This is a genomic window from Bifidobacterium dentium JCM 1195 = DSM 20436 (genome assembly GCF_001042595.1).
Classification (GTDB): Bacteria; Actinomycetota; Actinomycetes; order Actinomycetales; family Bifidobacteriaceae; genus Bifidobacterium; species Bifidobacterium dentium.
The window spans coordinates 2,345,728-2,369,782 of sequence record NZ_AP012326.1 but is presented as its reverse complement, the minus strand read 5'-3'; the positions used below and the strand labels follow the sequence as shown (position 1 = coordinate 2,369,782).

Sequence of the window (24,055 nt, the reverse complement as noted above, 5' to 3'; positions counted from 1 at the left end):
ATCGATCGTTTTGTGATCATTTGAACAGTGCGATGATTTGTCGTCTGGCAATCTTGCTATCAGGAAAGCCGCGGGATGGCACGGCCGTTGGCTGTGTCGCCCGCAAGGGCGCATGGTGGATGCCTTGGCAGACAGTACCGACGAAGGACGTTTGAGGATGCGATAAGCCTCGGGGAGCCTCCAGCATGGCTTCGATCCGAGGATTTCCGAATGGGGCAACCCGCCGGCCGTCATGGGCCGGCACCGCAGGCTTCTGCGGGGGGTACGCAGGGAAGTGAAACATCTCAGTACCTGCAGGAAGGGATACTCCGTGAGTAGTGGCGAGCGAAAGCGGATCAGACCAAACCGCGTGCGCGTGATACCCGTCGGGGGTTGCGTGCGCGGTGTTGAGGGAGCGCGTGTCCCGGTTCCGACGGACCGGGCGGGAGTCATAAAACGGCTTGCCAGGGGAACAGGCTTGAAGGCCTGGCCGCAGAGGGTGCCAGCCCCGTACCTGGACGCTTGCCGTCTTCCGATCGCGTGTCCCAAGTAGCGCGGGCCTCGTGGAATCCCGCGTGAATCCGCACCGACCGTGGTGTAAGTCTAAGCATACCTGTCTGACCGATAGCGTACCAGTACCGTGAGGGAAAGGTGAAAAGCACCCCGGGAGGGGAGTGAAAGAGTTCCTGAAACCGTGCGCCTACGATCCGTCGGAGCCTCCTTGCGGGGTGACGGCGTGCCTATCGAAAAATGAGTCTGCGAGTCAGTGATGCGTGGCGAGGCTAACCCGTCGTGGGGCAGCCGTAGCGAAGGCGAGTCCGAACAGGGCGTTTTAGAGTCGCGTGTCCTGGACCCGAAGCGGGATGATCTAGCCCTGGGCAGGTTGAAGCGCGGGTAAGACCGCGTGGAGGACCGAACCCACCTGGGTTGAAAACCGGGGGGATGACCTGGGGCTAGGGGTGAAAGGCCAATCAAATTCCGTGATAGCTGGTTCTCTCCGAAATGCATTTAGGTGCAGCGTCGGCTTATTGCATCGCGGGGGTAGAGCTACCGGATGCTTGCGGGCCCTTGTGGGGTACCAACAGCAGCCGAACTCCGAATACCGTTGATGTGTATGCCGGCAGTGAGTCGGCGGGGGATAAGCTCCGTCGTCGAGAGGGAGACAGCCCAGACCGTCGTCCAAGGTCCCCAAGCGTGTGCTAAGTGGGAAAGGATGTGGGGCCGCATAGACAGCCAGGAGGTTGGCTCAGAAGCAGCCATCCTTGAAAGAGTGCGTAACAGCTCACTGGTCTAGTGGTCCCGCGCCGACAATGTAGCGGGGCTCAAGCACACCACCGAAGACGCGGCGGCGCGTGTATGCGCGCCGGGTAGGAGAGCGTCCTGCAAGGGGCGAAGCGGCGGCGTGAGCCGGCCGTGGACTTTGCGGGAGTGAGAATGCAGACATGAGTAGCGAGAGACGGGTGAGGATCCCGTCCGCCGGATGACCAAGGGTTCCGGGGCCACGTTCGTCGTCCCCGGGTGAGTCGGGTCCTAAGGCGAGGCCGACAGGCGTAGTCGAATGGATGAACGGGTGGATATTCCCGTACCGGCAGCGAACCGACAGGACCGAGGCGGTGAGTACTAACCTCCGTCGCGGGCCGTTCCCCTCCTTCGGGTGGGGTCCGGCGCGTGGCGTTGGGAGCGTAGCCGTGGTAGGTGAGCGCAGGGGTGACACGGAATGGGAGCCGGCCGCGGAGGTGGTTTTCCGTGGTCAAGCACGCAGCCAGTCGCATAGGCAAATCCGTGCGGCGTGTATGGCGAGGTGCGATGATGGGAGCCGTTTCGGCTCGATATCCGGTGGTCCAGGCCGTCGAGAAAAGCCCCGGCGTCAGGCGCGTTGCCGCCCGTACCCCAAACCGACACTGGTGGTCAGGTAGAGAATACCAAGGCGATCGAGCGAATCCTGGTCAAGGAACTCGGCAAACCGCTCCCGTGCCTTCGGCATAAGGGAGACCCCCGCGGGTGAACGGACATGCTCCGGGAGCGTGTGGGGGTGGCACAGACCAGGGGGTAGCGACTGTTTACCAAAAACACAGGTGCATGCGAAGGCGTAAGCCGCTGTATATGCACTGACGCCTGCCCGGTGCCGGAAGGTTAAGAGGATCCGTCAGCCCCTTCGGGGGTGAAGCGGTGAATTCAAGCCCCGGTAAACGGCGGTGGTAACTATAACCATCCTAAGGTAGCGAAATTCCTTGTCGGGTAAGTTCCGACCTGCACGAATGGCGTAACGACTTCCCCGCTGTCTCGACCAGGAGCTCGGCGAAATTGCAGTACGAGTAAAGATGCTCGTTAAGCGCAGAAGGACGAAAAGACCCCGGGACCTTTACTATACCTTGGTATTGGCGTCAGTCGCGGATTGTGTAGCATAGGCGGGAGGCTTCGAGGCGCGGGCGCCAGCCCGCGCGGAGCCGCAAGGTGAAATACCGCTCTGTTCTCGTTTGACGTCTCACCTCGAACGGTCATCCCGTTCAGGGACAGTGCCTGGCGGGTAGTTTAACTGGGGCGGTTGCCTCCCAAAGAGTAACGGAGGCGCTCAAAGGTCCGCTCAGCCCGGTTGGCAATCGGGTGTCGAGTGCAATCGCACAAGCGGGCTTGACTGCGAGGACGGCGGTCCGAGCAGGGACGAAAGTCGGAGATAGTGATCCGGTGCCGGCGCACGGGCGCGGCATCGCTCAACGGATAAAAGGTACCCCGGGGATAACAGGCTGATCATTCCCAAGAGTCCATATCGACGGGATGGTTTGGCACCTCGATGTCGGCTCGTCGCATCCTGGGGCTGGAGCAGGTCCCAAGGGTTCGGCTGTTCGCCGATTAAAGCGGCACGCGAGCTGGGTTCAGAACGTCGTGAGACAGTTTGGTCTCTATCCTCTGCGCTCGTTGGAATCCTGGGGAGGCCTGCCCATAGTACGAGAGGACCTGGGTGGACGAACCTCTGGTATGCCGGTTGTCGCGCCAGCGGCACGGCCGGTTGGCTACGTTCGGGAGGGATAACCGCTGAAAGCATCTAAGCGGGAAGCCTGCTCCGAGATTAGGATTCCTTGGGCCCTTCGGGGTCCTGAAGCCCGCATGTGGAACACGTGTTTGATAGGCCGGAGGTGGAAGCCCCGCGAGGGGTGGAGCCGACCGGTACTAACGGGCGACGGCGACATAGCAGCCCATTCCCCTCTTGTGTGGGGGTGGGTCCGCGTCTTTGCTGCTGCGGGATTGTTGGCGACAAGGAGCGTTGTTCCTGTGGTCACGAAACGGTGTTCGCGTCCGCTGTCCGGTTCCCGGACCGTCACGGCACGCGCCGGTGGCGGCGCGTGGGTGGTTTTCCTTTTGGCCGGTCGGGGTCCCCGTTTGGGGGTCCGGGCCGTTGATGGTGGTTTTTGCGGTGGCCATGGCCCAGGTGTGACGCCCGGTCCCTTTCCGAACCCGGAAGCTAAGGCCTGGCACGGTGATGGTACTGCACCCGGCAGGGTGTGGGAGAGTAACACGCCGCCGCAAACGTTCTTGTCGGGGTTTCCCGTGGAGCCGACGCTCCGGGAAACCCCACCTTTTTTATCCCGTTCCTGACGGGATCCCCTTGGACGGACTGGCCGCCCCGGGAAGATTCTTTTTCGCGTTCTCCTGTCGTCGGTCATCGGGGTCTTCTGCGGCTTTTATCACAACGCGGTCTGATTGTGCTTTCCCGAGGCCCAGGCAGGAATTCCACGTCGGCGCGTCCACAAATCCAATGTCTGGCTATCGGCTATCTGCCGACGGTCGTCCCCGTAGCATCATTGTTCAGTTATCTCAGGCGTAAGTCGACATCGGACGCCTTCTTCCTCATGTTGGGCATTATCGGCCGTCTGAGGGCCTGTATACGCTGAATTTCCTATGTTCGGGGCTATGGGCCTGTCTGTAGGATGTCTGTACGGCGTTGAGCCTCTTCATGCCTGATTGGTGCGATGCCGAAGTTGCCAGCAAGTCGCGTTATCCTGCTTGACTGTTCACCCTCCACGCGGCGCGACACGCCGATTTTGAGGTTGAGACAATGCGTTGTATCCTAATCAAGTTGCGTTTTGCAGGTGACCATTGCAGAGCGTTGCATAATTGGAGAATTCGCCTAGTGGTCTATGGCGCACGCTTGGAAAGCGTGTTGGTGTAACAGCCTCACGAGTTCGAATCTCGTATTCTCCGCCGGTAGGGCTTTCAGAGCAATCTGAAAGCCCTTTTTCATGCCTGGAAATGGCTTCTTTTCAGCGATTCCAACCAGTTTGGCCCATATGCCGTTTTGCCGTGTGATGCCTTCGAATGACGTTGGATACGCCGATATCGATGACACATTAGGTGACACACATGACGGACCAAATCGGTGTGTCACTCTATCGTCGAAAGGAACTCCGGCATGTTCTCTCATCCCAGTCCGGGGACATGTGCATCTGACGCCTCCCGCATCCACATCTTCGTTGGAGAACGTGATGCTTCATGTTTACACTTATTTACACTTGTTTACTCTTTTTACATGCTGAAAAGAGTAACAAACATTGGAATTCCAACGTTTTTGCTTACACTTTTACACTTGTTCCTCTCTCTAGAGGGAAGAGCACCTTCCAAAATCCTTCCCAACCGTTGGAATCATTGGGATTCCTTACATTTTTCAAGTTCGCGAAAGTGCGGTGGCGTGAATGTGTCCGCTTCGGCAGCCATGCCTATGCTTCCTGGAAGGACGATCCGATGAGCGGAAGGCGAAAATTCGGTTCGATTCTGGTGCGTTCCGCACGTGACGGGCATAAGTACGTGCAGGCCCGCTATCAGCCACCGGCATGGGCCTATTCCAAGTGGCCTGACCTGCCGAGGCACTATACGAAGAATTTCGATGCGGACTATACCGCGATGGCCGAGGCATGGCTGGCGGAACAGGAACGGCTCATCAAGCTGGGAAGCTGGGAACCGCCCCGAATCGAGAAGACCAAGGAACTAAGTTCGACCATAACGTTCCGCGAGTATGCGCTCGACTTTGTACAGAATCGCAGAAAACCGAACGGACAGCGGATAGCGCCGACCACGCGCGAGAAGTACCTGCAATACTTGGACGATTATCTGTTGCCCGTCCTAGGCGACAAGTCGATGGGAAGCATCGGCCCACGGGACGTCGAGAGGTGGGCCGACTCCATGAGGGTGGGCAAGGCCGGCGAGGGGGCTTCCGTCAAGCACAAGGCGTATGTGCTGCTGCGCGAGATCTTCAGAGACGCGTGCGAGCGGGAATTGGACCAAGACGGCACGACGCTGCTCACTTCGAACCCCGTCCACATCCAAGTCCGCAAGCCCGCCGTCCGCTTCCAATTCGTGGATTTCGGCCCAGGCGAGCTGAAGACGCTGTACCGTGCCATGCCGCCGCGTTTCGCGGTTCTTATCTATTTGATCGGCGCGATGGCCTCCGCTCGGGCCTGGGCCACGTCGGCCACGTCGCGGGTCCATTCGCCCCAGTACACCTTCGTGCCGCACTTGCGCACGATCTGCGCCTGGATGGACTGTGCGAGCCGTTGCAGGCTGTCGATGTTCAGCTCGCCCTGCGTGGCTTCCTCGTCGCCATCGTCCGGCCCGTCACCGGAACCGGAATCCGTGGGGGCCTCGCCGTCGCCGATATGCGGCTTGCGCGTCTTCTTCCTGCGCTCGTTGACGCGGCTGTCGTCGAGGATCTCGACCTCGACGATATGGCTCAGCGCGTCGGTGTCTCCCAGGGCGGCGGCGTTGATCTTCGCCTCGAGGCGTTCGTCGTGGCCGCGCAGCGCGTTGACGACCTGCCAGACGACCTGGTATTCCGGACTGCTCGCCAACGACACGGCGGGGTCCGGTGCCCTTGGGCACGAAGATCGGCAGGATGATGTAGCCGTATTCCTTGCCCGGGGCCTTGCGCATGACGCGTCCGACGGACTGGATGATGTCGGTGCGGCTCTTGCGGCTGCTCAGGTAGATGATCGCGTCCAATGCGGGCACGTCGATGCCCTCGGCCAGGCAGCGTGCGTTCGACAGGATATGGCATGCGCCGTCGTCGTCGGCGAGCCTGGCGAGCTTGTCCGCGCGGGTCAGGGCGTCCATGCCGCCGTCCACGTGGTCCACGTCGAACGTGATGTTGCCGGCCGCGTCCATGAGCGCGTCGCGCTCCTCCTTGTTCTCCTCGCCCAATGCGACGGTGTACGCATTGATCACGTTCTGGAACTCCGAGCTGAGCTGTTTCGACGCCTTGATGCTCGACGCGAACGCGATCGCGTGGCGCAGCAGTCGCTTCGCGTCGCCCATGTCGACCTGCGCGTGCCTGCCGACGGCCTTGAGGCCGCTCGCGTGGGTGCGGTCGAACAGGGCCTTCCAGATGCCGATGAACTTGGCCTGGTCGTCCATCTTGATTTCCACGGCCGAATCGAGGTGCTGCTGCATGGTGGCGGGAAGCATGTCCTCGCCGACGTTCATGACCACGATCTTGTAGTCGGTCAGGATGCCCTTCTCCACGGCCTTGCCGAAACCGAGCGTGTAGCACAGGCGACCGTACGTCTTCTCGTCGTCTATGCTGGCGATGGCGACGGCTCCCATCACGTCGGCCTTCTTCTTCGCGCTCGTGTCGTAGATGCGCGGTGTGGCGGTCATATATACGCGTTTGGCGGCGTGGATGAAATCGTTGTCGTGGACCTTCTGGAACGCACCCTCGCCGTTGACCACGCCGGTGGTGCGGTGCGCCTCGTCGCATACGATCAGGTCGAAATCGGGCAGGCCGAGCTGTTGGGCGCGAGCGACCACGTCGATGGACTGGTAGGTGGAGAACACCACGTTCAACGCGTCGTCGCGCTTGTGGAAGCGGGAGGCGATGGTGTCCGCGTTCGTGGTGGCGGGATACGGGATGTCGGAAAGCTGGCCGTAGCTCTCGTCGTTCTTGAGCTTGGACGCCTTGCCGTCAGAGCATACGACGTACGGGTTGATCCGCCCGCGCACCTGGTCGACCCAGCCGCGCATGGTCTGGGACACGAGGCTGATGGACGGTGCGAGGAACAGGACAGTGCCTCCCGGGCACAGTTCCTCCGACAAACGCAGCGAGGTGAGAGTCTTGCCGGTGCCGCACGCCATGACTGCCAGCGCCCGGTCATGATCCTTCAGCTCCGTTTTGATCGCGTCGATGGCCTCGCGCTGGTAGTCGCGCGGTTCGAACACCTTGCGCGTGTCAGCAGCGTCGCCGGTGAAGGGGCTCCAGTCGATGTTCGCGTTGCGGATCCATTCCAGGTCGATGCGCGTGATGTCACGGTCCTTGTGGTCCGTGATGTACGTCTCGAGGTTGTGGCTCACCGCGGGCGCTGTGTCCGCGATGATGAAATGCCTGTAGCGGGTGTCGGCCATCGACGCCATGAAGAACGTGGACACGTCCTTGTCCGACAGCGTGTTCGAATAGCATTTCGCCTGGATGGCCCAATACTCGCCGTCCATGTCCTGCGCGACCAAGTCGATGCCGGTGTCCTGCCTGTCAGGATTCGTGGGCGCGTCATCCCACATCCACACATGATCGAACTGGTCCTTCCACGCCGGATCCTGGGTGAGGAACCATTGCACGGCGCGTTCCCATTTCGTGCCCTGCTGGCGCTTGTCCACCGACTCCTCGATGATGCGGTCGAAAACTTCATCGACACTGACGGCCATGGCTGACTCCTCCGATTGGCTTATAAATCCGTAGCTTAGTTTAATGGATTACAAGTAATCGCCTAATAAAGGGCTGTGTGGATTTCTCCGAGAAGATGTCTGTGGCCCTCAATGCGCCAGTAGCATTTAGAACGCTAATGGCATGTTCAACAATCCGTTCTTCGGGGCAAGTGCCCTTGAAACCGCTGAAGCTAATCAACGTTCAGAGACTTCGTCAATAAGAGATTGAATCGCCTGATTCTATTCAGAATATGTGGCTAAGCACTGCGAGATGTCCGAATCGCCGCGCTCCTTATATTTCTGGATAAGGTCCCTGAATGTGGCGTTTGAAGGGAGTCCTATTGCCGAAGCAAGATAATGACGAGCAAGATCGACGTCGTCTGTCGCCGGCAGGCAGGCTAGCGCTAAGGCACCGCGTATATCGCTTTTGCCTACAGCGCGCATGGGGATGATACTGAATGATTCGTCATCGTTGAAGAGACAGAATGCTTCCTGCCCTACGTTTACTACCCCCTCTACAATGAATCGCCTGATTGTTCCAATAGTTATGACGCTACTTGTCCAAGCGATTCTTTGAAGTCCAATGGGGGAAGAAAGGTGCTTGACATCACCAGATTTCATGTGAAGTATGTTGGCTATTGCCTTAGTCGCATAGAATCCGCTTCCACCCTTAAGTCTTTGTGTGACGGTGAATCTAAATGCCCATCCCTTGTCTAGCCTGAAAAGCTTTGCGGTGGAATATGGGTCGACAGAGGACTTCGCGCCATCCGAAGGTCTTCCCAAGGACACGACATTCTCTCGTACGGAGAAAGGTCCTTCGTTCAGTTTGGCCCATAAACTGCTTTTAGAAACGGAGTATCTATCAAGTAGTTCATCGATTAGCGCGTCATATTGCATCGACCCATCATGAGCGTTCAGCATATCGGTGATCGTTTGCTCGATGCTGTTATATTCATCAAGACCCCAGTCGCGCAAACCCCACATTCTGACATCAGTCCGTATGACGGAACGCGACTTGTAGAGTTTTTGCCGAAACCCTTTCGCGCTAGTGTTTGGATCCACGATTGCTTGCAGTTCCTCGGTTGACATAGGTTGATTTTCTATCTCCAGAACAGCTTCGGCATATTCTCCGATGTTGCTACACAAAATTAAATGGTCCTTGTAGAAAGTAATTCCGCAATACTTGGCCCAGTCGATAATGTCGGCGAGCTCATTGTCATATGTTTCAAAAGCAGGCAGAACATCCTTGTTGAGGACGCCATGCCGACTTGCCTGTCTGCCCAGTTTGTCTTTGAACAATCGTTTTGCTTCCAGAATCGATGGCGTGGCCAGCCAACCGTCTTTTTCCTCATATGTGAACCTGCAATAGTTACGTAACACCCATTTGACAGGAGTTGTTGAATTTGGAAGATACTTTTCAAACTCGGGAAAAACAGTGTCCAGTCTCGATGAACGTATGAATTTTTTGTCGTTTGTGAACAAGGAGGACAGCTTTTCATCAATGGAGAACTCATCAAATACGGGTTGCATCCTGTCTCGAAGGTTTTTCTCTATTTGCCGGATTCTTTCCCTAGTTATTCCCAGATCTCCTCCGATGGCTTTGAATGAGCGTGGTTCTTCCATGAGGAAACGCTCGTTGAATATTTTGTATTCACGTTCATCAAGATCGCAAATTGCGCTAGATAGGGCTAAAGGAAAATTGTCCAGTTGGATTGGTTCTTCATCTTCATCGGAATCGCCATCTTCGATGGGAATGTAGTCATCTAGGTCTTCTAATGATTCGAACAGCTCAGTGGAAAATCCGATTTCGTCCATAGGAAGATTGTCGTATGTGAAGGCGTTGAGCCTGTTGACTGCCTGTTTGATGTCTATTGGCATTTTCGAGTCGTAAAGCACAAGGAAAGGTCCTTCATTCCCTTTTCCATGAGTCTTTTTCCAATCCGTTATCTTCTTAAGGTTGCTCATCAAATCGGAATTAGCGTCACCGAACAAATCCGACTCGTTCAGAGTGCCGTTCTCCTTGCTTCTCATAAAGCCTCAATTCATTCGCGATAGACTCATGCTTATCCTACCTATTTGATGATGGTTCGAGAATCTCGCATGCCTTTTGCAGAAGCAATTCTGCTTGAATTTATACAAGTCCCTTCCGCTGTCACGCTGACCATGCTTGCATTCTTCTGCTCGTGGTATTGGTGCTGTCTTAAATAAACAAACCGCAGAAAATCAACGTTCTTCACGTTGTCGACCTGCGTATAGAGCCACCGGCTTAAATAAAACCTTTGTGTTGATGATTGGAGGTGGCGGAGTGTACCTGATGCTGAATCTATTGCCTCATGGCGGAACGGTGCCAAGAAACATGTTATGGGTTTGTAGGTCGATAGTCTTGTTCTTGGGCGGTGAACGATTTTCAAATTGGCTGTTCTCCGGTTCAGAACTCATTTTTGGCGGGATACGGACTGCCTGATCGTGTTGCCGCCTCTACGAAATTATCAACTGCGAGATAATCACGCAGTTGATATCAATCTCTTTTGAGTGTTGTACTGCTTTCATATGCAATGTTTATTTTTGCAGTTAATGTGATTGGGGTCGAATTGGAATATCTGATGGGTCATTATGGCCCGTCAGATATTTTGCGCTTAAGTGCCCTCCATGCGTACTGCTTGGCGGTCCTCGTCATGGAGGCACGAATCTTGCCAAGCGCGTGGCCATTGTGTTCCAGGCATTTCGCCATTTCGTCTGGGCCGTGCGAAACGCTTGGCAAGTCCTTCCCGCCGTTGCGCTGACCATGTTCATTGCATTCTTCTGCTCGTGACTCCACGGAATACGAGCGATACCAGACTCGCTCGTTTGGGGTTCGTGAGTTCATGGTTCGCATATGGATCAACCGCTATGGGCGTATGAAGGGTAAGATGCTGCCGCCCCAAAAGCCCTCCGCTTCGCTCCGGTCTGCTTTTGGGTTGCCTAGGAACGGTCCCCGGCTCATATCTGCTTGCATCTGATTTTGGTTGGATCCGGCGTCGAAAGTCGGGGGAAAGTATGTGTAACGGACCTCATAACCTTTGAAATTATTAGATTTTGAGGCTTTTGAGCAAAAAATGCATGTTATAGACAACCTTGAAAAGAGTAAAAGTGTAAGCAAGAACGTTGGAATCCCAACGTTTTATTGCTCTTTTCAATGCCATAAAGAGTAAAAAGAGTAAATGTGTAAAAGTGTAAATCAGGTGCCCCCGATAGGCGCTTAGAGTGACAAATAGAGTGCTACAATCAATCCAGTAATTGCTGAAAGCCTTGCTATTACTGGGTTTGAGGATAGTTGTTAGGGAATCTCGTATTTTCCGCCGGCAGGGTTTTCAGAGCAATCTGAAAACCCTTTTCTTATACTAAAAAACGGCTCTTCCAACGATTCCAACCGATCTAGGCCATGCGTCGCATTGCCATCCGGTGCCTGGAGTGCCTTGTGAGATGCCGATATCGGTGGCGTTTTGGGTGGGGTGAAGTCAGGATGCCCAATCGCGTACCACCCACAGCTTAGTAGAGTCTCATATAACGTTGATGCCCCTATACTGAGTGTAGGTGTACGGGAACATCCGGTGCCTTCGACGTGGAAGGCCAATTTGACTGCCACGCCAAGTACGGCAATCTCAAAACACCATACAACCTTGAGTCTTCTAGAACATCAATAAGCGAGATAACCCGCAACTGGAGTGAGGATAGCACCATGTATGACGAAATTCCTGGCCTGCTTTATTTGGTCGGTGTTGTATTCACCGTAATTTCTTGGATTTTCTTGTTGTTTTCAAAAAATGTTTGTCCAAAGAGCAAGGAGATTTTCATATTACGATTATCCATCATCTGGATACTGTTTTTTGCAAGTGCCGCACTGACGCTCACTTCAAACCTGTTTTTCGATATATGCGCAAACCTCTTGGACTCTGATGTTTTTGACTTTTACAACCAGCGATTCATACAGTTGGCACCAGCGGTGACTTGCATAATAAACTTCTGCGTAGCCATGTATTGTTCCGTAATCCTTGTCAAGGAGCGCAAGGGACTTGAGTAGCGTCACGTCACCATCGACGCTACCATCGACGCCGCAAGCCGACTGCGCCGCAAGGACCACTGCCGGTACGCTTATACCCATGAGCCAGCCGGCGGAACATCAGGACTGAACCGGCCACCCGTCAGGGACCCTTTCCTGCGCATGATGAGAGGTCCCTTCCCTCAATGCAAGGAGCGTCAGACATGGAGCAGCCAAGGCAGAGACAGGACTTCGCACGGCGGATTGCGCGTTCCTTTCTTCGAGACGGTGAACCGTTCGCCATTCGCAATGCGCGGAAAGTCGACGCCCGAGGGGTGCGGGATCATGCTTGGGTCGTGTCGGATGGCGAATCGCTTGTCGCAGTGGGCACCTCTGACGATGATTGTGAAACCGCTTGCCGTAATCTCAACATTCCGGACACTGCGGTCATGGACGCCTCTGGCGCCATCATGACTCCAGGGTACGTGGATATCCACGCCCATGGCGCATGGGGTACATCGTTTGACGATGGTGCGGAAGGAATCGAACTCGCGCGTGCGGGCCACCTGTCGCACGGCACCACGCGGCAGGTGCTCAGCCTGATCACCAACCCGTTTGATACGATCTGTGACAATCTACGCACAATCCGCGGGCAGACGGACATGCGCTCCGACATTCTCGGCGTGCATCTCGAAGGACCGTTCCTTGCGGCGTCGCGCAAGGGTGCCCATAATCCGGAGTGCCTGTGCGATCCCGTCGATGGCTTGGTGGATGACATACTGCGGGCCGCGGATGGCTGCCTGAGGCAGATCACCATCGCTCCGGAGCTGCCCCACGGCATCAGCGCGATCCGTCGATTCGCCGATGCCGGCGTGGTTCCGGCAATCGGCCATTGCGACGCCGATTATGAGACTGCGCGTCAAGGCTTCGCCGCCGGTGCAGGCATCATGACGCATATGTTCAACGCCATGAATGGATTGCATCACCGAAGGCCCGGTCCCATTCCAGCGGCTGTGGAGGATCCGCGGGTCACCATCGAGTTGATCAACGACGGCTTCCATGTGAGCGATCCGATGGTGAAGCTCGGGTTCGGCTTCGCGCCGCATCGCATTGCCTTCGTCACCGACGCCATGGCTGCCACCGGCTGTCCGGACGGTCGTTATCTACTCGGAGCGTTGGATGTGGATGTCGTCGATGGGCATGCGCGACTGATGTCCAATGATGCCATCGCCGGCTCGACCCTGGTGCTGGAGCAGGCTGTGCAGCGTGCCGTGCTGAGATTGGGCATCAGCGCACCGGATGCCGTCGAAGCGGCCACATTGACTCCGGCCAGGGCATTCGGTTACGACAAGCCGAACCGTGTTACTGGGCGACCACTCGGCCTGCTTGCGCCAGGCTATGCGGCGGATGTTCTGCTACTCGATCCGGAAGACTGGACCATACGGCACGTATGGTGCGACGGCCACGCCGTGCGGTGAGGAGAACCGGAGTGGATCTGAGGCCTGCTCGTCGGCAACCCCTTCGTCTCATACGTTAACGGCAATGAATTATGGTGCTGTGGCTGATGGGTATTCGGCCTTATGCGGGTAGTCCACTTTGCTCGGTCCGACGTTTGATCAGTCCTCTTCTTGGGTTGCAATCGCCATGCGGTAGTGGCCTTTCGACATCGGTATCTTCATGATCATCTACGTTCGGGATGCCGGCTATCTCCGCAAGAATCTGTTCGTAGCTGGTTTCGCTGGCGTTGTGGACTGCAATGATCCGCCCTTGGCGTAATACCGCAATGCGATCTGCAATGGCGAATACGTCCGGTAGGTCATGGCATACCATGACGACCGACCGCCCTTCTGTGCGCAGTCGTTTGATGTATTCCAGCACCTCAGCTGTTTGGATGATGGATAGTGAATCGGTCGGCTCGTCAAGCAGAATGAGATCGGGGTTATTGAGTAGTGTCTTTGCGATTGCGACGGTCCGTCGTTGTCCCATGGAAAGACTGGATATTGGTCTACTGACTTGAATGGAGGACGATAGGGTGTTGAGAACGGCTCGGGCTCTCACGTGCATGGAGTTCTCATCGCGAATTCCATAGTTGGTACGAAGTTCCTTGCCGAGGAAAAGATTGGCCGCGACGCTAAGATTCTCGCAAAACTCATTGTCTTGGAAGACCGATGCTATGCCTAGGGCGTTGGCGTTGCGGATGTCGCTGATTCTCGTTTCCTGGCCGCGGACGCGCAAGCTTCCGGTGGATGGCTGATAGAGGCCTGCGATGATTTTCACCAGTGTTGACTTGCCTGCTCCGTTGTCTCCGACAAGAGCGACGACTTCCTGATGACCGATTGTCAGGTTGACGGATTTGAGGGCTTCGACGAATTCAAAGCGCATGGAAACGTCCCGAATCTCCAACAACGGTGTGGTGTCTTTCATCAATTCTCCCTGTCGACTCTGCTTCAGCCTTGAAGCAGCTTCTTCTTTTCAGCAAGTTCGATGACCATTATGGCAGCACCGAGGGCCGAACCGCTATCTGGGTATTGTGCTGCAAGAACTTGGATTGGGGTAAGTGCGTTTGGGAATAATAGTCGTTGCAATGTTTCGGAAAATGGCTCAATGAATGTGTCTCCGGACATGGCGAGACTGCCTCCGACGACGACCATTTCCGGATCCACGGAGATGCATAAATCGCTGGCAACGGTTCCGATGCGTACTGCGGCGTCCGCAATGACGCGACGACAGCCTGGGTCACCGGCATTGGCTGTCTGCACCAGATCTTCCATGGTCATGTTGCCGTGCGTGACGCTAAGCAACGAGACGAGACGTGCCTCGTCGACGATGGTGTTGAGGCAACCGCGGTTTCCGCAGGAACATATGCTGCCCAGCGGGTCCACTTGGATGTGGCCGATTTCACCCGCAAGTCCGGTTACGCCATGCATGATGTCCCCATTGACCATGATGCCTGATCCGACGCCATCGTTGGTGCCGATATACACAAAATTCTGCTTGCCCAATGCGACGCCCATCCTGGCTTCGCAGATGGCGGCTGCGTTTGCGTCATTATCGACCATAACCGGCACGTGGAACGCCGTGGTCAGGGGAGTGTGGATGTCAATGCCGTCCCAGCCGGGAAGAATGCCCGGTATTGCGGCCGTTTGGGCGTGAAAATCAACGGGCGCTCCCAGTGCGACGCCGATGCCTACGATTTCACCGGCATCTGTTCCTGCGTTCTCGAGTGTTTCGTTGATGAGCCGAATCGCTCGCTCCAGCGTCGTGTCGGCTTTGTGTTTCGGCGGGAGCGGCAGTCTGTGCTCCGCAATGATGTCTTTTGAGTAGTCGATGATGACTAGGAACAGATCACGTCGGGTGATGGACAGGCCGACTCCCAATCCCTGATCGTGTGACAGGGCGACCAGCGTTGCCCTACGCCCGTTGCGTATGGTGTTATGGGTTTCCAGTTTGCCTTCTTCCACCAACTGATGCACTTGGGTGGAGACGGTTCCCGTCGATAGTCCGGTGATTTCGGCAAGTTCGATTTGCGTCATCGCGCCGAATTTATGAATGGACTCCAATAAATTCGCTTTGTTCGCTCTGCGCAAAGATGTTTGCGATCCGTTCGTTCGTCTTGCCATGAAAGCTAGCTTAACGCATGGCGGTGTCCGTAGTAATGAATTGGCGCTTTTCGAGGAAACCGAAAGACGCTGTTCCGGCTGTTTGACAGGTGATTCGGCGCCAACTAGCTAAATTCAACAAACGAACTCAAGATTTCTGAAACCTTTATATTGAGTTTGACAACTGAACGCAATCATGTATGCTTAGGGAATCCGCGGAAAAGTCCACGGATATGGACGGGCGAAGTGGCCCGCCCGTAATGTCGAAGGAGACTCTATGAGATTCACGAAGAAGGTCGTGGCACTGTTGGCGGGTGTAGCGATGTGCGCTGGCTTGGCCGCGTGCGGCGGTGCTCGAGGAGGGCAGTCGACGGGCAGCTCGGATGATGCCATCGCCAAGGGTGACACCATCGGCATCTCGATGCCTACGAAATCCGAAGAGCGATGGAACAAGGACGGCAACAACCTGAAAACCAAGCTCGAAAAGGCCGGGTACAAAGTCATCCTGTCGTTCGCCGATGACAAGCCGGCTCAGCAGAACGCGGATATCGAGAACATGGTCAACAATAACGCGAAGCTCGTCGTGGTCGCTTCCAAAGACGGCACCGCGGTTGGCCCGGCGGTTGAAAAAGCCCACGATGCGGGCGCGAAGGTCATCGCCTACGACCGCCTCATCATGAACACCAAAGCCGTGGACTACTACGCCACTTTCCAGCTTGAACAGGTCGGCGTGCTCGAGGCCACCTATTTGATTGAGAAGCTGGGCCTGAAGGATGGCGCCAAAGGTCCGTTCAATATCGAACTGTTCACCGGATCCCCAGACGACAACAACGCGAAATACTTCTTCAAGGGGGCATGGGAGCTTCTTCAGCCCTACTTCGCATCCGGGGCGCTGGTCTCTCCTTCCAACCACGGTCAAGGTGTGACGAAGGATTTCAAGGTTGATGACTGGCAATCCATTTCCGTGCAATCCTGGAAGACTGAACAGGCCCAGAAGGACATGGAATCCATTCTGGATTCCACCTATGCGCATGGCGAGAAGCTTGATGCGGTGCTTTCTCCTTATGACGGCATCACCCAAGGCGTAATCAACGCCATCGAATCCAAGCGTCCTGACATGGAGCCCGGCACGGATTCCTGGCCGTATATCACCGGTCAGGATGCCATGGAGATCGCCGTGGCGAACATCTCCAAGGGCAAGCAGGGCGAAACCGTATTCAAGGACGTCAACAAGCTGGCCGATGCGGTATACGACATGATCATCGAAATCGCCGAAGGCAAGGATGTTTCCGGCATCAACGGCAAGTTCAACAACAATACCATCGACGTGCCGTCCAAGCTGCTCGATCCACAGAGCATCACCAAGGATAACCTGTCCGATTTGGTCAAGGCCGAATACATCACCCAAGAGCGTTTCGACGAGCTGACCAAGTGACCGGCCAACCAATAAGGGAAGTGCGGCCCATCGAGCATGCGGCCGCACACCCATCCAAATCATTATGAGGAAGTGGTGACATGTCTGAAAGAGACACCATTCTGACAATGGAAAGCATCACCAAGACGTTTGGACCGGTTAAGGCCCTTACCGATGTGAATCTTTCCGTCGAACGTGGAGAGATACATGCCATCTGCGGTGAGAACGGTGCCGGGAAATCGACACTAATGAACGTTCTCTCCGGAGTGTATCCCTACGGCAGTTACGGCGGCAGAATCATGTTCGACGGCAAGGAATGCAAATACCGTACCGTCAATGATTCCGAAGCGGACGGAATCGTGATCATCCATCAGGAACTCGCATTGAGTCCATTCCAGTCCATCGCCGAGAACATCTTCATCGGCAACGAACGGGCCAAGGGCGGAGTAATCGACTGGGACGAGACCCGTGCGCAGGCTGCCCGCCTGCTGGAACGAGTCGGACTGCCGGAAGATCCCGACTCCAGGATCGCGGATATCGGCGTGGGGAAACAGCAATTGGTGGAGATTGCCAAGGCGCTATCCAAGAACGTGAAACTCCTGATTCTCGATGAACCGACCGCGGCATTGAATGATGAGGATTCCGCGCACCTGCTGGATCTGGTACGGCAATTACGTGATGAACAGGGCGTAACCAGCATCATCATCACGCACAAGCTCAACGAGGTCGCGGCAGTCGCCGACAATGTGACCGTCATCCGAGACGGATCGACCGTCGGTCAAATGTACGTCACCAAGGAGACGCCGCTCGACCAGGACGAACTTATCCGCAAGATGGTCGGCCGTGAACTCACCAATCTTTACCCGGACCACACCTCGAATATTCCAGGTGAGGAATATCTGAGGCTGGAGAATTGGACGGTTCACCACCCGCTCGATCCACACCGCGTCATTGTCGATCATGCGAATATTTCCGTGCATGCCGGCGAAATCGTCGGATTGGCCGGACTCATGGGCGCAGGCCGTACTGAACTTGCCATGAGCGTGTTCGGCCGCTCCTACGGTTCCAACATTTCCGGTGAGATCTACATCAAAGGCAAGAGAACGGACCTGTCCGACGTCCAGTCGGCGATTGATGCAGGACTGGCATATGCCACTGAGGATCGCAAGGTGTACGGACTCAACCTTCTGCAGAACATCCGAGAGAACGCATCCCTCGCATCGCTGCGGAAGCTGAGCAGACACGGCATCATGGATGACAACATCGAACGTAAGGAAGTCAGCCAGTACCGCAGGGATTTCAACATCAAATGCCATGACATCGACGTCCAGGTATCCACTCTCTCAGGTGGAAACCAACAGAAAGTAGTGCTCGCGAAATGGGTGATCGCAGATCCCGACATCCTGATTCTCGACGAGCCTACGCGAGGCATCGACGTCGGTGCGAAATACGAAATCTACGAAATCATCGACCAGTTGGCCGATGCCGGCAAGGCGATAATCGTCATTTCATCAGAATTGCCCGAGCTGATTGGCATCTGCGACCGCATTTACACGGTCAGCCAAGGCGTTGTGACCGATAACGTCGGAAAACAAGGATTCACACAGGAGTATCTCATGCGGGGCATGACCAAAGAAAGGGAGGTGGCTGCACGATGAGCGCAAGGACCGCGACACCAGCAGCGACGAAGAACAAAACCGGCGGCCTGCTCGCCACCATCGCCAACAACGCACGACAATACGGCATTGTAGGGGCATTGCTCGTTATCGTCATCGTATTCCAGATTCTGACAGGTGGCGTCCTGCTTAAACCGAACAGTTTCGTATCGCTGATTCAACAGAACGCATATGTGATCATTCTGGCCATAGGCATGGTAATGGTCATTATTGCGACCCACATCGATCTTTCGGTCGGTTCGCTCGTGGCTTTCATCGGCGGCGTCTGTGCGTTGCTGATGGAACGACAGGGGGTCAATTGGGGTCTGGCCATCGTCATCTCCCTTGCCGTGGGCCTCATCGTCGGCGTCTGGCAGGGTTTCTGGGTCGCCTATGTCGGTATTCCGGGCTTCATCACCACATTGGCCGGCATGCTGATTTTCCGAGGCCTCGCCACCGTCATCGTCGGCGAATCCGTGCCGATCACCTCTGAATCCTTCCGTGGCATCGCACGTAATTACCTGCCGAACGTACTCGGATGGTGGGGGCCGTTTGATGGTCTGACCATCGTCTTGGGCATCCTGTGCATTGCGGCGTTCGCGTGGAGCCAATTGCGCAAACGCGCTCGTGCGGAGAGGGTCGGTCTTGTGGCCGAACCGATGAGCCTGACCATCATCAAGATCGTCATCGCGGCTCTTGCCATCGGCTTCGTCACCTACCTGCTTTCCTCCTCCGGAAATGCGGACCAGGGTGGCACTCCGGTTATGCTCGTCATCGTCGGCGTACTGGTGTTGATTTACAACTTCATCTTGACCAAGACCGTGTTCGGTCGTCATGTGTATGCGGTCGGTGGCAATCGTAAGGCGGCTGAGCTGTCCGGCATCAATACCAAGCGTGTGGATTTCACCCTGTTCGTTCATATGGGCTTCCTATCCGCGGTCGCGGCAGTGTGCATGCTCTCCAGACTGGCTTCCGCGACCGCGCAGGCCGGTATGGAATTCGAGATGGACGCCATCGCGGCCTGCTTCATTGGCGGTACTGCGGTAACCGGTGGCATCGGCACCATCCCCGGTGCCGTTGTCGGCGCCTTCGTGATGGGCGTCATCAACCAGGGTCTGTCCATCATGGGTGTCGATACCGCAATCGTGAAGACCATCAAGGGTCTGGTGCTCCTGGGAGCCGTCGCGGTCGACATCATGTCGAAGCGCAAGAAGAGCTGAAGTCATAGTGCCGAAGAATCTGTCGGATCCGTCCGTGTGCAAGGCGGATCCGACTTTCCCATATCTCGCCTGTCCTGCAACGTCCTGAAAAAACATCGGCTTTCGGAAGAACGCATATCTTGAAAAAGGAAACCATGATGAAACTCACCACCTCCGGCCGCGCACGTCTCTATGCGATTACCAGTGCTTCCTGCATTATTTGGCTGGTTCAGTCCGTAATCGAAGCAAACGAGGATGGAACATTGTTCTCCTATGCGACGATCATTCTCTCCCTATGTCTGGTGTTCGTCTCCGGATATTGCGCATTCAATGCGATTAGGGATTGGAACGTCAAAGATAACGAGTCGAAGCATAAGTCTGAGTGAGGGGCCATCCTCCGGACTCATTGCCAGTAAAAATAGCCGGTAGGGGCATTCGCGGCCTGCCGCAATGAGGAGACCTGCAATATCAGACCCTGCCGTTCATGCCCACTGGTGCCGTACGTGCCCTGTTCGATCGTGGCGTCGATGGTCACCCAGTCATATTCGTGCAGTTTGGCGGCTGTTGTGGTGACGGCGGTGAATCCGAATGGTGTCATGTCCAAGATGCAGCAGCTCATGAACTGGCGGGAGATCTGGAATTCGTCGGTGCCGAGCGTGGACGGTTTGCTGACGAAACCGGTGATGCGGATACGGTAACCGACGTAGGATTGCGGATTGTGGTCGATGTGTTCGAACCATGAGCCGAATTCGTCGTTGCGTACGGTGATGGTTCTACGGGTGTCATCCAATCCGTGCAGATGCCGTGCGCCGTCCGCCGCATACACGTTGCGGGGAATGGCGATGGCCCGTCCGCCTGCGTAGATGTCGAAACCGGTGCTGCCGCCCGCCTGCTGGAACGGTATGGTGATTAGCAGTGCCGGGATGATCAACGCGACCAGCCAGCGGAATGCCGACCGTTCGGTGGCATGGAACAGGCCCAGCCATGCGGCGGCAGCCAGAATCGACAATGCGATGACGGCGATGATCAGATACGGTTTCGAACGTGGCGTGGCCAGCGAAACGTATGCGCCGCTGGCCACGCTGTATGCGATGGCCGATGCGAGCGTCGCAAAGCAGAGTCCTTCGATTCGATTGGGGAGTGATGGCCGGCTGCGCATGTCAGGCTCCGGGCATCCAATGCTGCGCGATGCAGACGGCGGTGAAGCAGGCAATGGCGAACGTGCCGATGAATCTGATGACGAAACGTGGCCGGCATGCCGAAATGAGCATCAGCGTGTTCTTCAGATCCAGCACCGGGCCGAATGTCAGGAATGCGATCAATGCCGATTGCGGTAGTACGCCTACCATGCTCGAGGCGATCACGGCGTCGGAGGATGAGCATAGTGAGCAGAGAAACGCCAGCCCCATCGCCAGGATGATCGCGAGGATGCTTGCCAGTGTGGATGTGTTGAGACCGTTTGCCGATGGACGTATATATGTGCGCGCCAGGGAGGCGATGATGGCGCTGAACAGCAGGATTGGCATCATGTGTAGAAAATCGTGGTGTGTGCAGCGTAGAAAACGGATGATCGGCGGGTCGTCCGTCATCTTACGGGCATCGTCGCCGAGGCCGGTGCTGCAGCAGGCGTCATCTGCATGCCGCGTGCATGCGGTGCGATTCTTTATCGCATAATCCGCGTAATCCGTGCGATTCGCGTAATTCGTGGCGGTGGCGGAGCCTTTCGGCGGGCATAGCGCGAACGATGCGCCGACCGTCACGGCTATTATCATGCCCAGTCCCGTTCGCCAGAGCACCATCCATGGTTTGTCGGGAAACGCATACCAGGTGGACCATATCGCTATGGGATTCGTGACCGGTACGGCGGTCAGAAACGTGACTGCGCAGGGCAATGGCATGCGTTTGCGTACGATGCTTGCGAAGGTGGGCACTACCATGCAGTCGCATACTGGCAGGCATAATCCTGTGAGCAGGCCGATTGCGAGGCCGCCGAATGTCGAGTGTGGAATATGGCGGCGGATCAGCGATTCGCTGACGAATGTGGTGACGGCCGCCGACATCAACGCCCCCAGCATCATGAACGGGATGGCTTGCAGTATCAGTCCCGCGATGCCGGTCGTGATGCGAACCAGCGGAATGGTCAGGCCATGCGTCTCGAATGCGCGTGATGCCGCGATGAGGAAGGCGGCCAGCGGGGCGCCGACGATGAGAAAAAGATAATGGGCCGAATGGTCTGCGGGCGGATGGGAACTTTCAGCCATATCTGAAATCCTACCGGTCCAAGGTCGTTTTTCGGAGGGACGATGATTCGATTTCGTTCACTGTGAACGCTTAAGTTGCTGTTGAGTAAGGGAGTTGCGCATATCGCGCATTCGTAATGTGGAAGTCATTATGGCTGCGTTACCCTCGGTACAGTGAGAGGTGAGTCAATGAGGGGAGGCGTGATGACGGAGTATGATCGCCTGCAGCAGGAGCCGGATACGCGCGATTCCCTTGCCGCGATGGCTTCTCGAGTTTCCATGCGGACCGTCTCTCAGGATTCTTCTGAAGACACTGCCGCCACGCAGCCGCTTCCACCCAGTTTCATTCCTACGGCGACCGGTCGGGTTCGCCCCGTAACCGGCGCTTTTCCGCCTGTGCAGGCTGATGCGGCCACCTCTTCCCGCGAGGCGCGTTCCGTACAGTCATCTTCCAATATCTCGTTGCGTCGCACCGAACCCATCGCGATCGAGTCTTCCGCCGCGTCGGTTCCGCGTAGGGTCTCCAGTGATCCTCGCCCCGTTGCTTAGACCGATTGGATTGCTTGGATTGACCGGATTGCTTGGATTGACCGGATTGCTTGGCTCGATCGGATTGACGGAAGTTCACGGATGGCGAAATCGGCCTTGCTATTGCGTTTTCTTCAACGCATTTTGAAATGCCGTTGCCTGTTTGTCGTAGGCAGCCTTGGCTTTTGTGGCGGTATCGGCGGTGTTGGAAGGGTTGTTGGAGCACTGCAGTGTGCTTGGAATGTCAACTTTTTCGCCATACAGATTCGACAATTGGTCAAGATTGTAGTTGGCATCCATGCTGGTGAAAGCGGAATCCACCTGCGTTTTGAGCTGGGAGGCCTTGAAATATGAGTTGTTCATATCGATGACGGCTTGTTGACAGGTGGATACTCGGACCAGCTCGTGCGTTCGTAGCGATGCGCGCGCTCCCATCCATCCAAAACAGATGCTGCCGATGAGCACGATAATCGCCAAGGCGGCCACAGCCGTGTGCATGGCTTGTCTCGTGCGTTTGCGTTCCCGTTCCATGCTGTCGTGCACGCCTTGCATCACTGCCGTATAGAAGCGGTCCTTGGGCACGAACATGGATTTGATGATGGCAGGCTTCGAGCTGGGAACGGCATGCCGAGCTTTGTGCCTGCCATGCTTTTTGCTGTGCCGTGCTGCCATATCACCCTTCTGTGCCACTACGCTGTTAGGCTGTGTGCCGCAGGCTCCGCAAGTACCTTCCTACTCCGATCGCCGCAGCATATGAAGCATGTTACCGTCTCGGCCTGTACAACAGAACAATCGGGCTATCATCATTGCAACGTATTCGCAAGGCAATGGGGCGGGTTGGTGCATGGCCGCCGAAATGTCCGGATCGCTTGGATTACTCGGCGGTTTCGCGCTTGTACTGCACGAACATCTTGACGGCGTAGGCAAGGCCGCTCAGCGCGAGGATGATCGCACAGGCAACGGAGATGCCGATACCGGTCTGCGCCAACTGGCTGTACTCCGACTTGGTCACGGCACCGGAGACCGCGCTGGTCTGATTCGCGGATGACGCGCTCGCGGCGGTGCCGGACTTGGCCGTGCTGCCGTTGCCGGCGGCGGAGCTTGGTGCGGTGGTGACGGAATCGTTGCCGGAAACCGTCTGAACCGCTGTGCCGTTGCTTGCGGCGGAGTTGGCTCCGGACGTGGTACCGGTTCCGGACAAGCCATTCTGCGTATCCTTCAGCGCCTGAATGAACGACTTGTGCCATTCCTGGCGTGCGGCGACGAGCGAATCATGCTGGGTTTTCAATGCGGCGTGATCTTCCTGCAGATCGGTATGCAGCTGGTTGAGATGGGCCTGCGTATCCTGCGCATCCTGATGCAGGGTATCGTGCACCTCCTGACCGCGTTTGGAGGCACCATCGAGCGCGGTCTTGATGTCTTCGCGATCTTCCTGATAGTTCTTCCAAGCCTGCTCGCTGTACTGGCGCAACGCATCGGCGTCATCATGCGCATTCTGATGCAATTGCTCGGCATGCTGCTTGGCGGTGTCGAGGTCGGTCTTGAGCTGCTGGCCGGTCTGATGCACATGCTGCAACGTGTCGCAGAGCCTGTCCGTGTCGCAGGTGGTCATGTTCGGGCCGATTTCCGTGGTCGCTCCGGAGGTGCCGATTTCGTCTGCCATGGCTGCGGACGGCAGCGAAACCATGCCGATTGTCAGCATGCCCGCGACTGCGATTGCTGCGATGCTTTTCTTCATTG

General features: G+C 56.3%; 14 protein-coding genes, 1 tRNA gene, 2 rRNA genes and 1 pseudogene. 10 read left to right on the top strand and 8 right to left on the bottom strand.

Features of this window, described 5'->3' with window-relative positions:
* Positions 1-92 precede the first annotated feature (92 nt).
* From BBDE_RS09930 to BBDE_RS11725, 4 genes and pseudogenes are all read left to right on the top strand, one after another.
* Positions 93-3,170 (top strand): 23S ribosomal RNA (locus BBDE_RS09930).
* 217 nt (positions 3,171-3,387) lie between these two features.
* Positions 3,388-3,504, top strand: a 5S ribosomal RNA gene (gene rrf, locus BBDE_RS09925).
* 590 nt (positions 3,505-4,094) lie between these two features.
* Positions 4,095-4,179, top strand: a tRNA-Ser gene (locus tag BBDE_RS09920).
* Positions 4,180-4,467: 288 nt separating this feature from the next.
* A pseudogene (locus BBDE_RS11725) lies at positions 4,468-5,097 on the top strand (hypothetical protein); the annotation flags it as partial.
* Positions 5,098-5,586: 489 nt separating this feature from the next.
* Here BBDE_RS11725 and BBDE_RS09910 read toward each other — a convergent pair.
* Positions 5,587-7,662: a restriction endonuclease gene (locus BBDE_RS09910; RefSeq protein ID WP_003838484.1), complete on the bottom strand. Its 2,076-nt coding sequence runs from the start codon at positions 7,660-7,662 to the stop codon at positions 5,587-5,589.
* Positions 7,663-7,902: 240 nt separating this feature from the next.
* The gene (locus BBDE_RS09905) at positions 7,903-9,693 is read right to left on the bottom strand and encodes a sigma factor-like helix-turn-helix DNA-binding protein (protein ID WP_003838486.1); all 1,791 of its coding nucleotides are present in this window, start codon (positions 9,691-9,693) and stop codon (positions 7,903-7,905) included.
* A 1,687-nt stretch (positions 9,694-11,380) separates the two neighbouring features.
* On the opposite strand from BBDE_RS09905, the gene BBDE_RS09900 reads away from it, so the two are divergent.
* Positions 11,381-11,722, top strand: a complete 342-nt coding sequence (locus BBDE_RS09900) for a hypothetical protein (RefSeq protein ID WP_003838492.1) — start codon at positions 11,381-11,383, stop codon at positions 11,720-11,722.
* Between the two features lie 164 nt (positions 11,723-11,886).
* A complete protein-coding gene (gene nagA / locus BBDE_RS09895) occupies positions 11,887-13,158 on the top strand; it encodes an N-acetylglucosamine-6-phosphate deacetylase (RefSeq protein WP_033489386.1) in 1,272 nt (423 codons plus the stop codon).
* Positions 13,159-13,258: 100 nt separating this feature from the next.
* On the opposite strand, the gene BBDE_RS09890 is transcribed toward nagA, so the two are convergent.
* Entirely contained in the window at positions 13,259-14,104 is an 846-nt protein-coding gene (locus tag BBDE_RS09890) for an ATP-binding cassette domain-containing protein (protein ID WP_003838496.1), read from the bottom strand.
* A gap of 23 nt (positions 14,105-14,127) precedes the next feature.
* On the bottom strand, positions 14,128-15,300 hold the full coding sequence (locus tag BBDE_RS09885) for an ROK family transcriptional regulator (protein WP_012902552.1): 1,173 nt from the start codon (positions 15,298-15,300) through the stop codon (positions 14,128-14,130).
* 256 nt (positions 15,301-15,556) lie between these two features.
* On the opposite strand from BBDE_RS09885, the gene BBDE_RS09880 reads away from it, so the two are divergent.
* The 4 genes from BBDE_RS09880 (at position 15,557) to BBDE_RS09865 (ending at position 19,933) form a co-directional block, all read left to right on the top strand.
* Positions 15,557-16,714, top strand: a complete 1,158-nt coding sequence (locus BBDE_RS09880) for a substrate-binding domain-containing protein (RefSeq protein WP_003838499.1) — start codon at positions 15,557-15,559, stop codon at positions 16,712-16,714.
* Between the two features lie 80 nt (positions 16,715-16,794).
* Complete coding sequence (locus BBDE_RS09875) at positions 16,795-18,351, top strand: sugar ABC transporter ATP-binding protein (protein ID WP_003838500.1); 1,557 nt, start codon at positions 16,795-16,797, stop codon at positions 18,349-18,351.
* Positions 18,348-19,568 (top strand): multiple monosaccharide ABC transporter permease, encoded by a 1,221-nt coding sequence (gene mmsB / locus BBDE_RS09870; RefSeq protein WP_003838503.1) that lies wholly within the window; start codon positions 18,348-18,350, stop codon positions 19,566-19,568. Before BBDE_RS09875 ends, mmsB begins: the two co-directional genes overlap by 4 nt.
* Positions 19,569-19,702: 134 nt before the next feature.
* Positions 19,703-19,933 (top strand): hypothetical protein, encoded by a 231-nt coding sequence (locus tag BBDE_RS09865; protein ID WP_003838504.1) that lies wholly within the window; start codon positions 19,703-19,705, stop codon positions 19,931-19,933.
* Between the two features lie 17 nt (positions 19,934-19,950).
* Here the strand turns inward: BBDE_RS09865 and BBDE_RS09860 are convergent, their stop codons facing one another.
* The 4 genes from BBDE_RS09860 to BBDE_RS09845 form a co-directional block, all read right to left on the bottom strand.
* Positions 19,951-20,706, bottom strand: coding sequence for a TIGR03943 family putative permease subunit (locus tag BBDE_RS09860; RefSeq protein WP_003838505.1), 756 nt, complete (start codon positions 20,704-20,706; stop codon positions 19,951-19,953).
* 1 nt (position 20,707) lies between these two features.
* A complete protein-coding gene (locus BBDE_RS09855; RefSeq protein ID WP_012902550.1) occupies positions 20,708-21,808 on the bottom strand; it encodes a permease in 1,101 nt (366 codons plus the stop codon).
* A 627-nt stretch (positions 21,809-22,435) separates the two neighbouring features.
* The gene (locus BBDE_RS09850; protein ID WP_003838509.1) at positions 22,436-22,987 is read right to left on the bottom strand and encodes a hypothetical protein; all 552 of its coding nucleotides are present in this window, start codon (positions 22,985-22,987) and stop codon (positions 22,436-22,438) included.
* 202 nt (positions 22,988-23,189) lie between these two features.
* Positions 23,190-24,053 carry a hypothetical protein gene (locus BBDE_RS09845; RefSeq protein WP_003838511.1) on the bottom strand — a complete coding sequence of 288 codons (864 nt, stop codon included), beginning with the start codon at positions 24,051-24,053 and terminating at the stop codon, positions 23,190-23,192.
* Between the last annotated feature and the right edge of the window lie 2 nt (positions 24,054-24,055).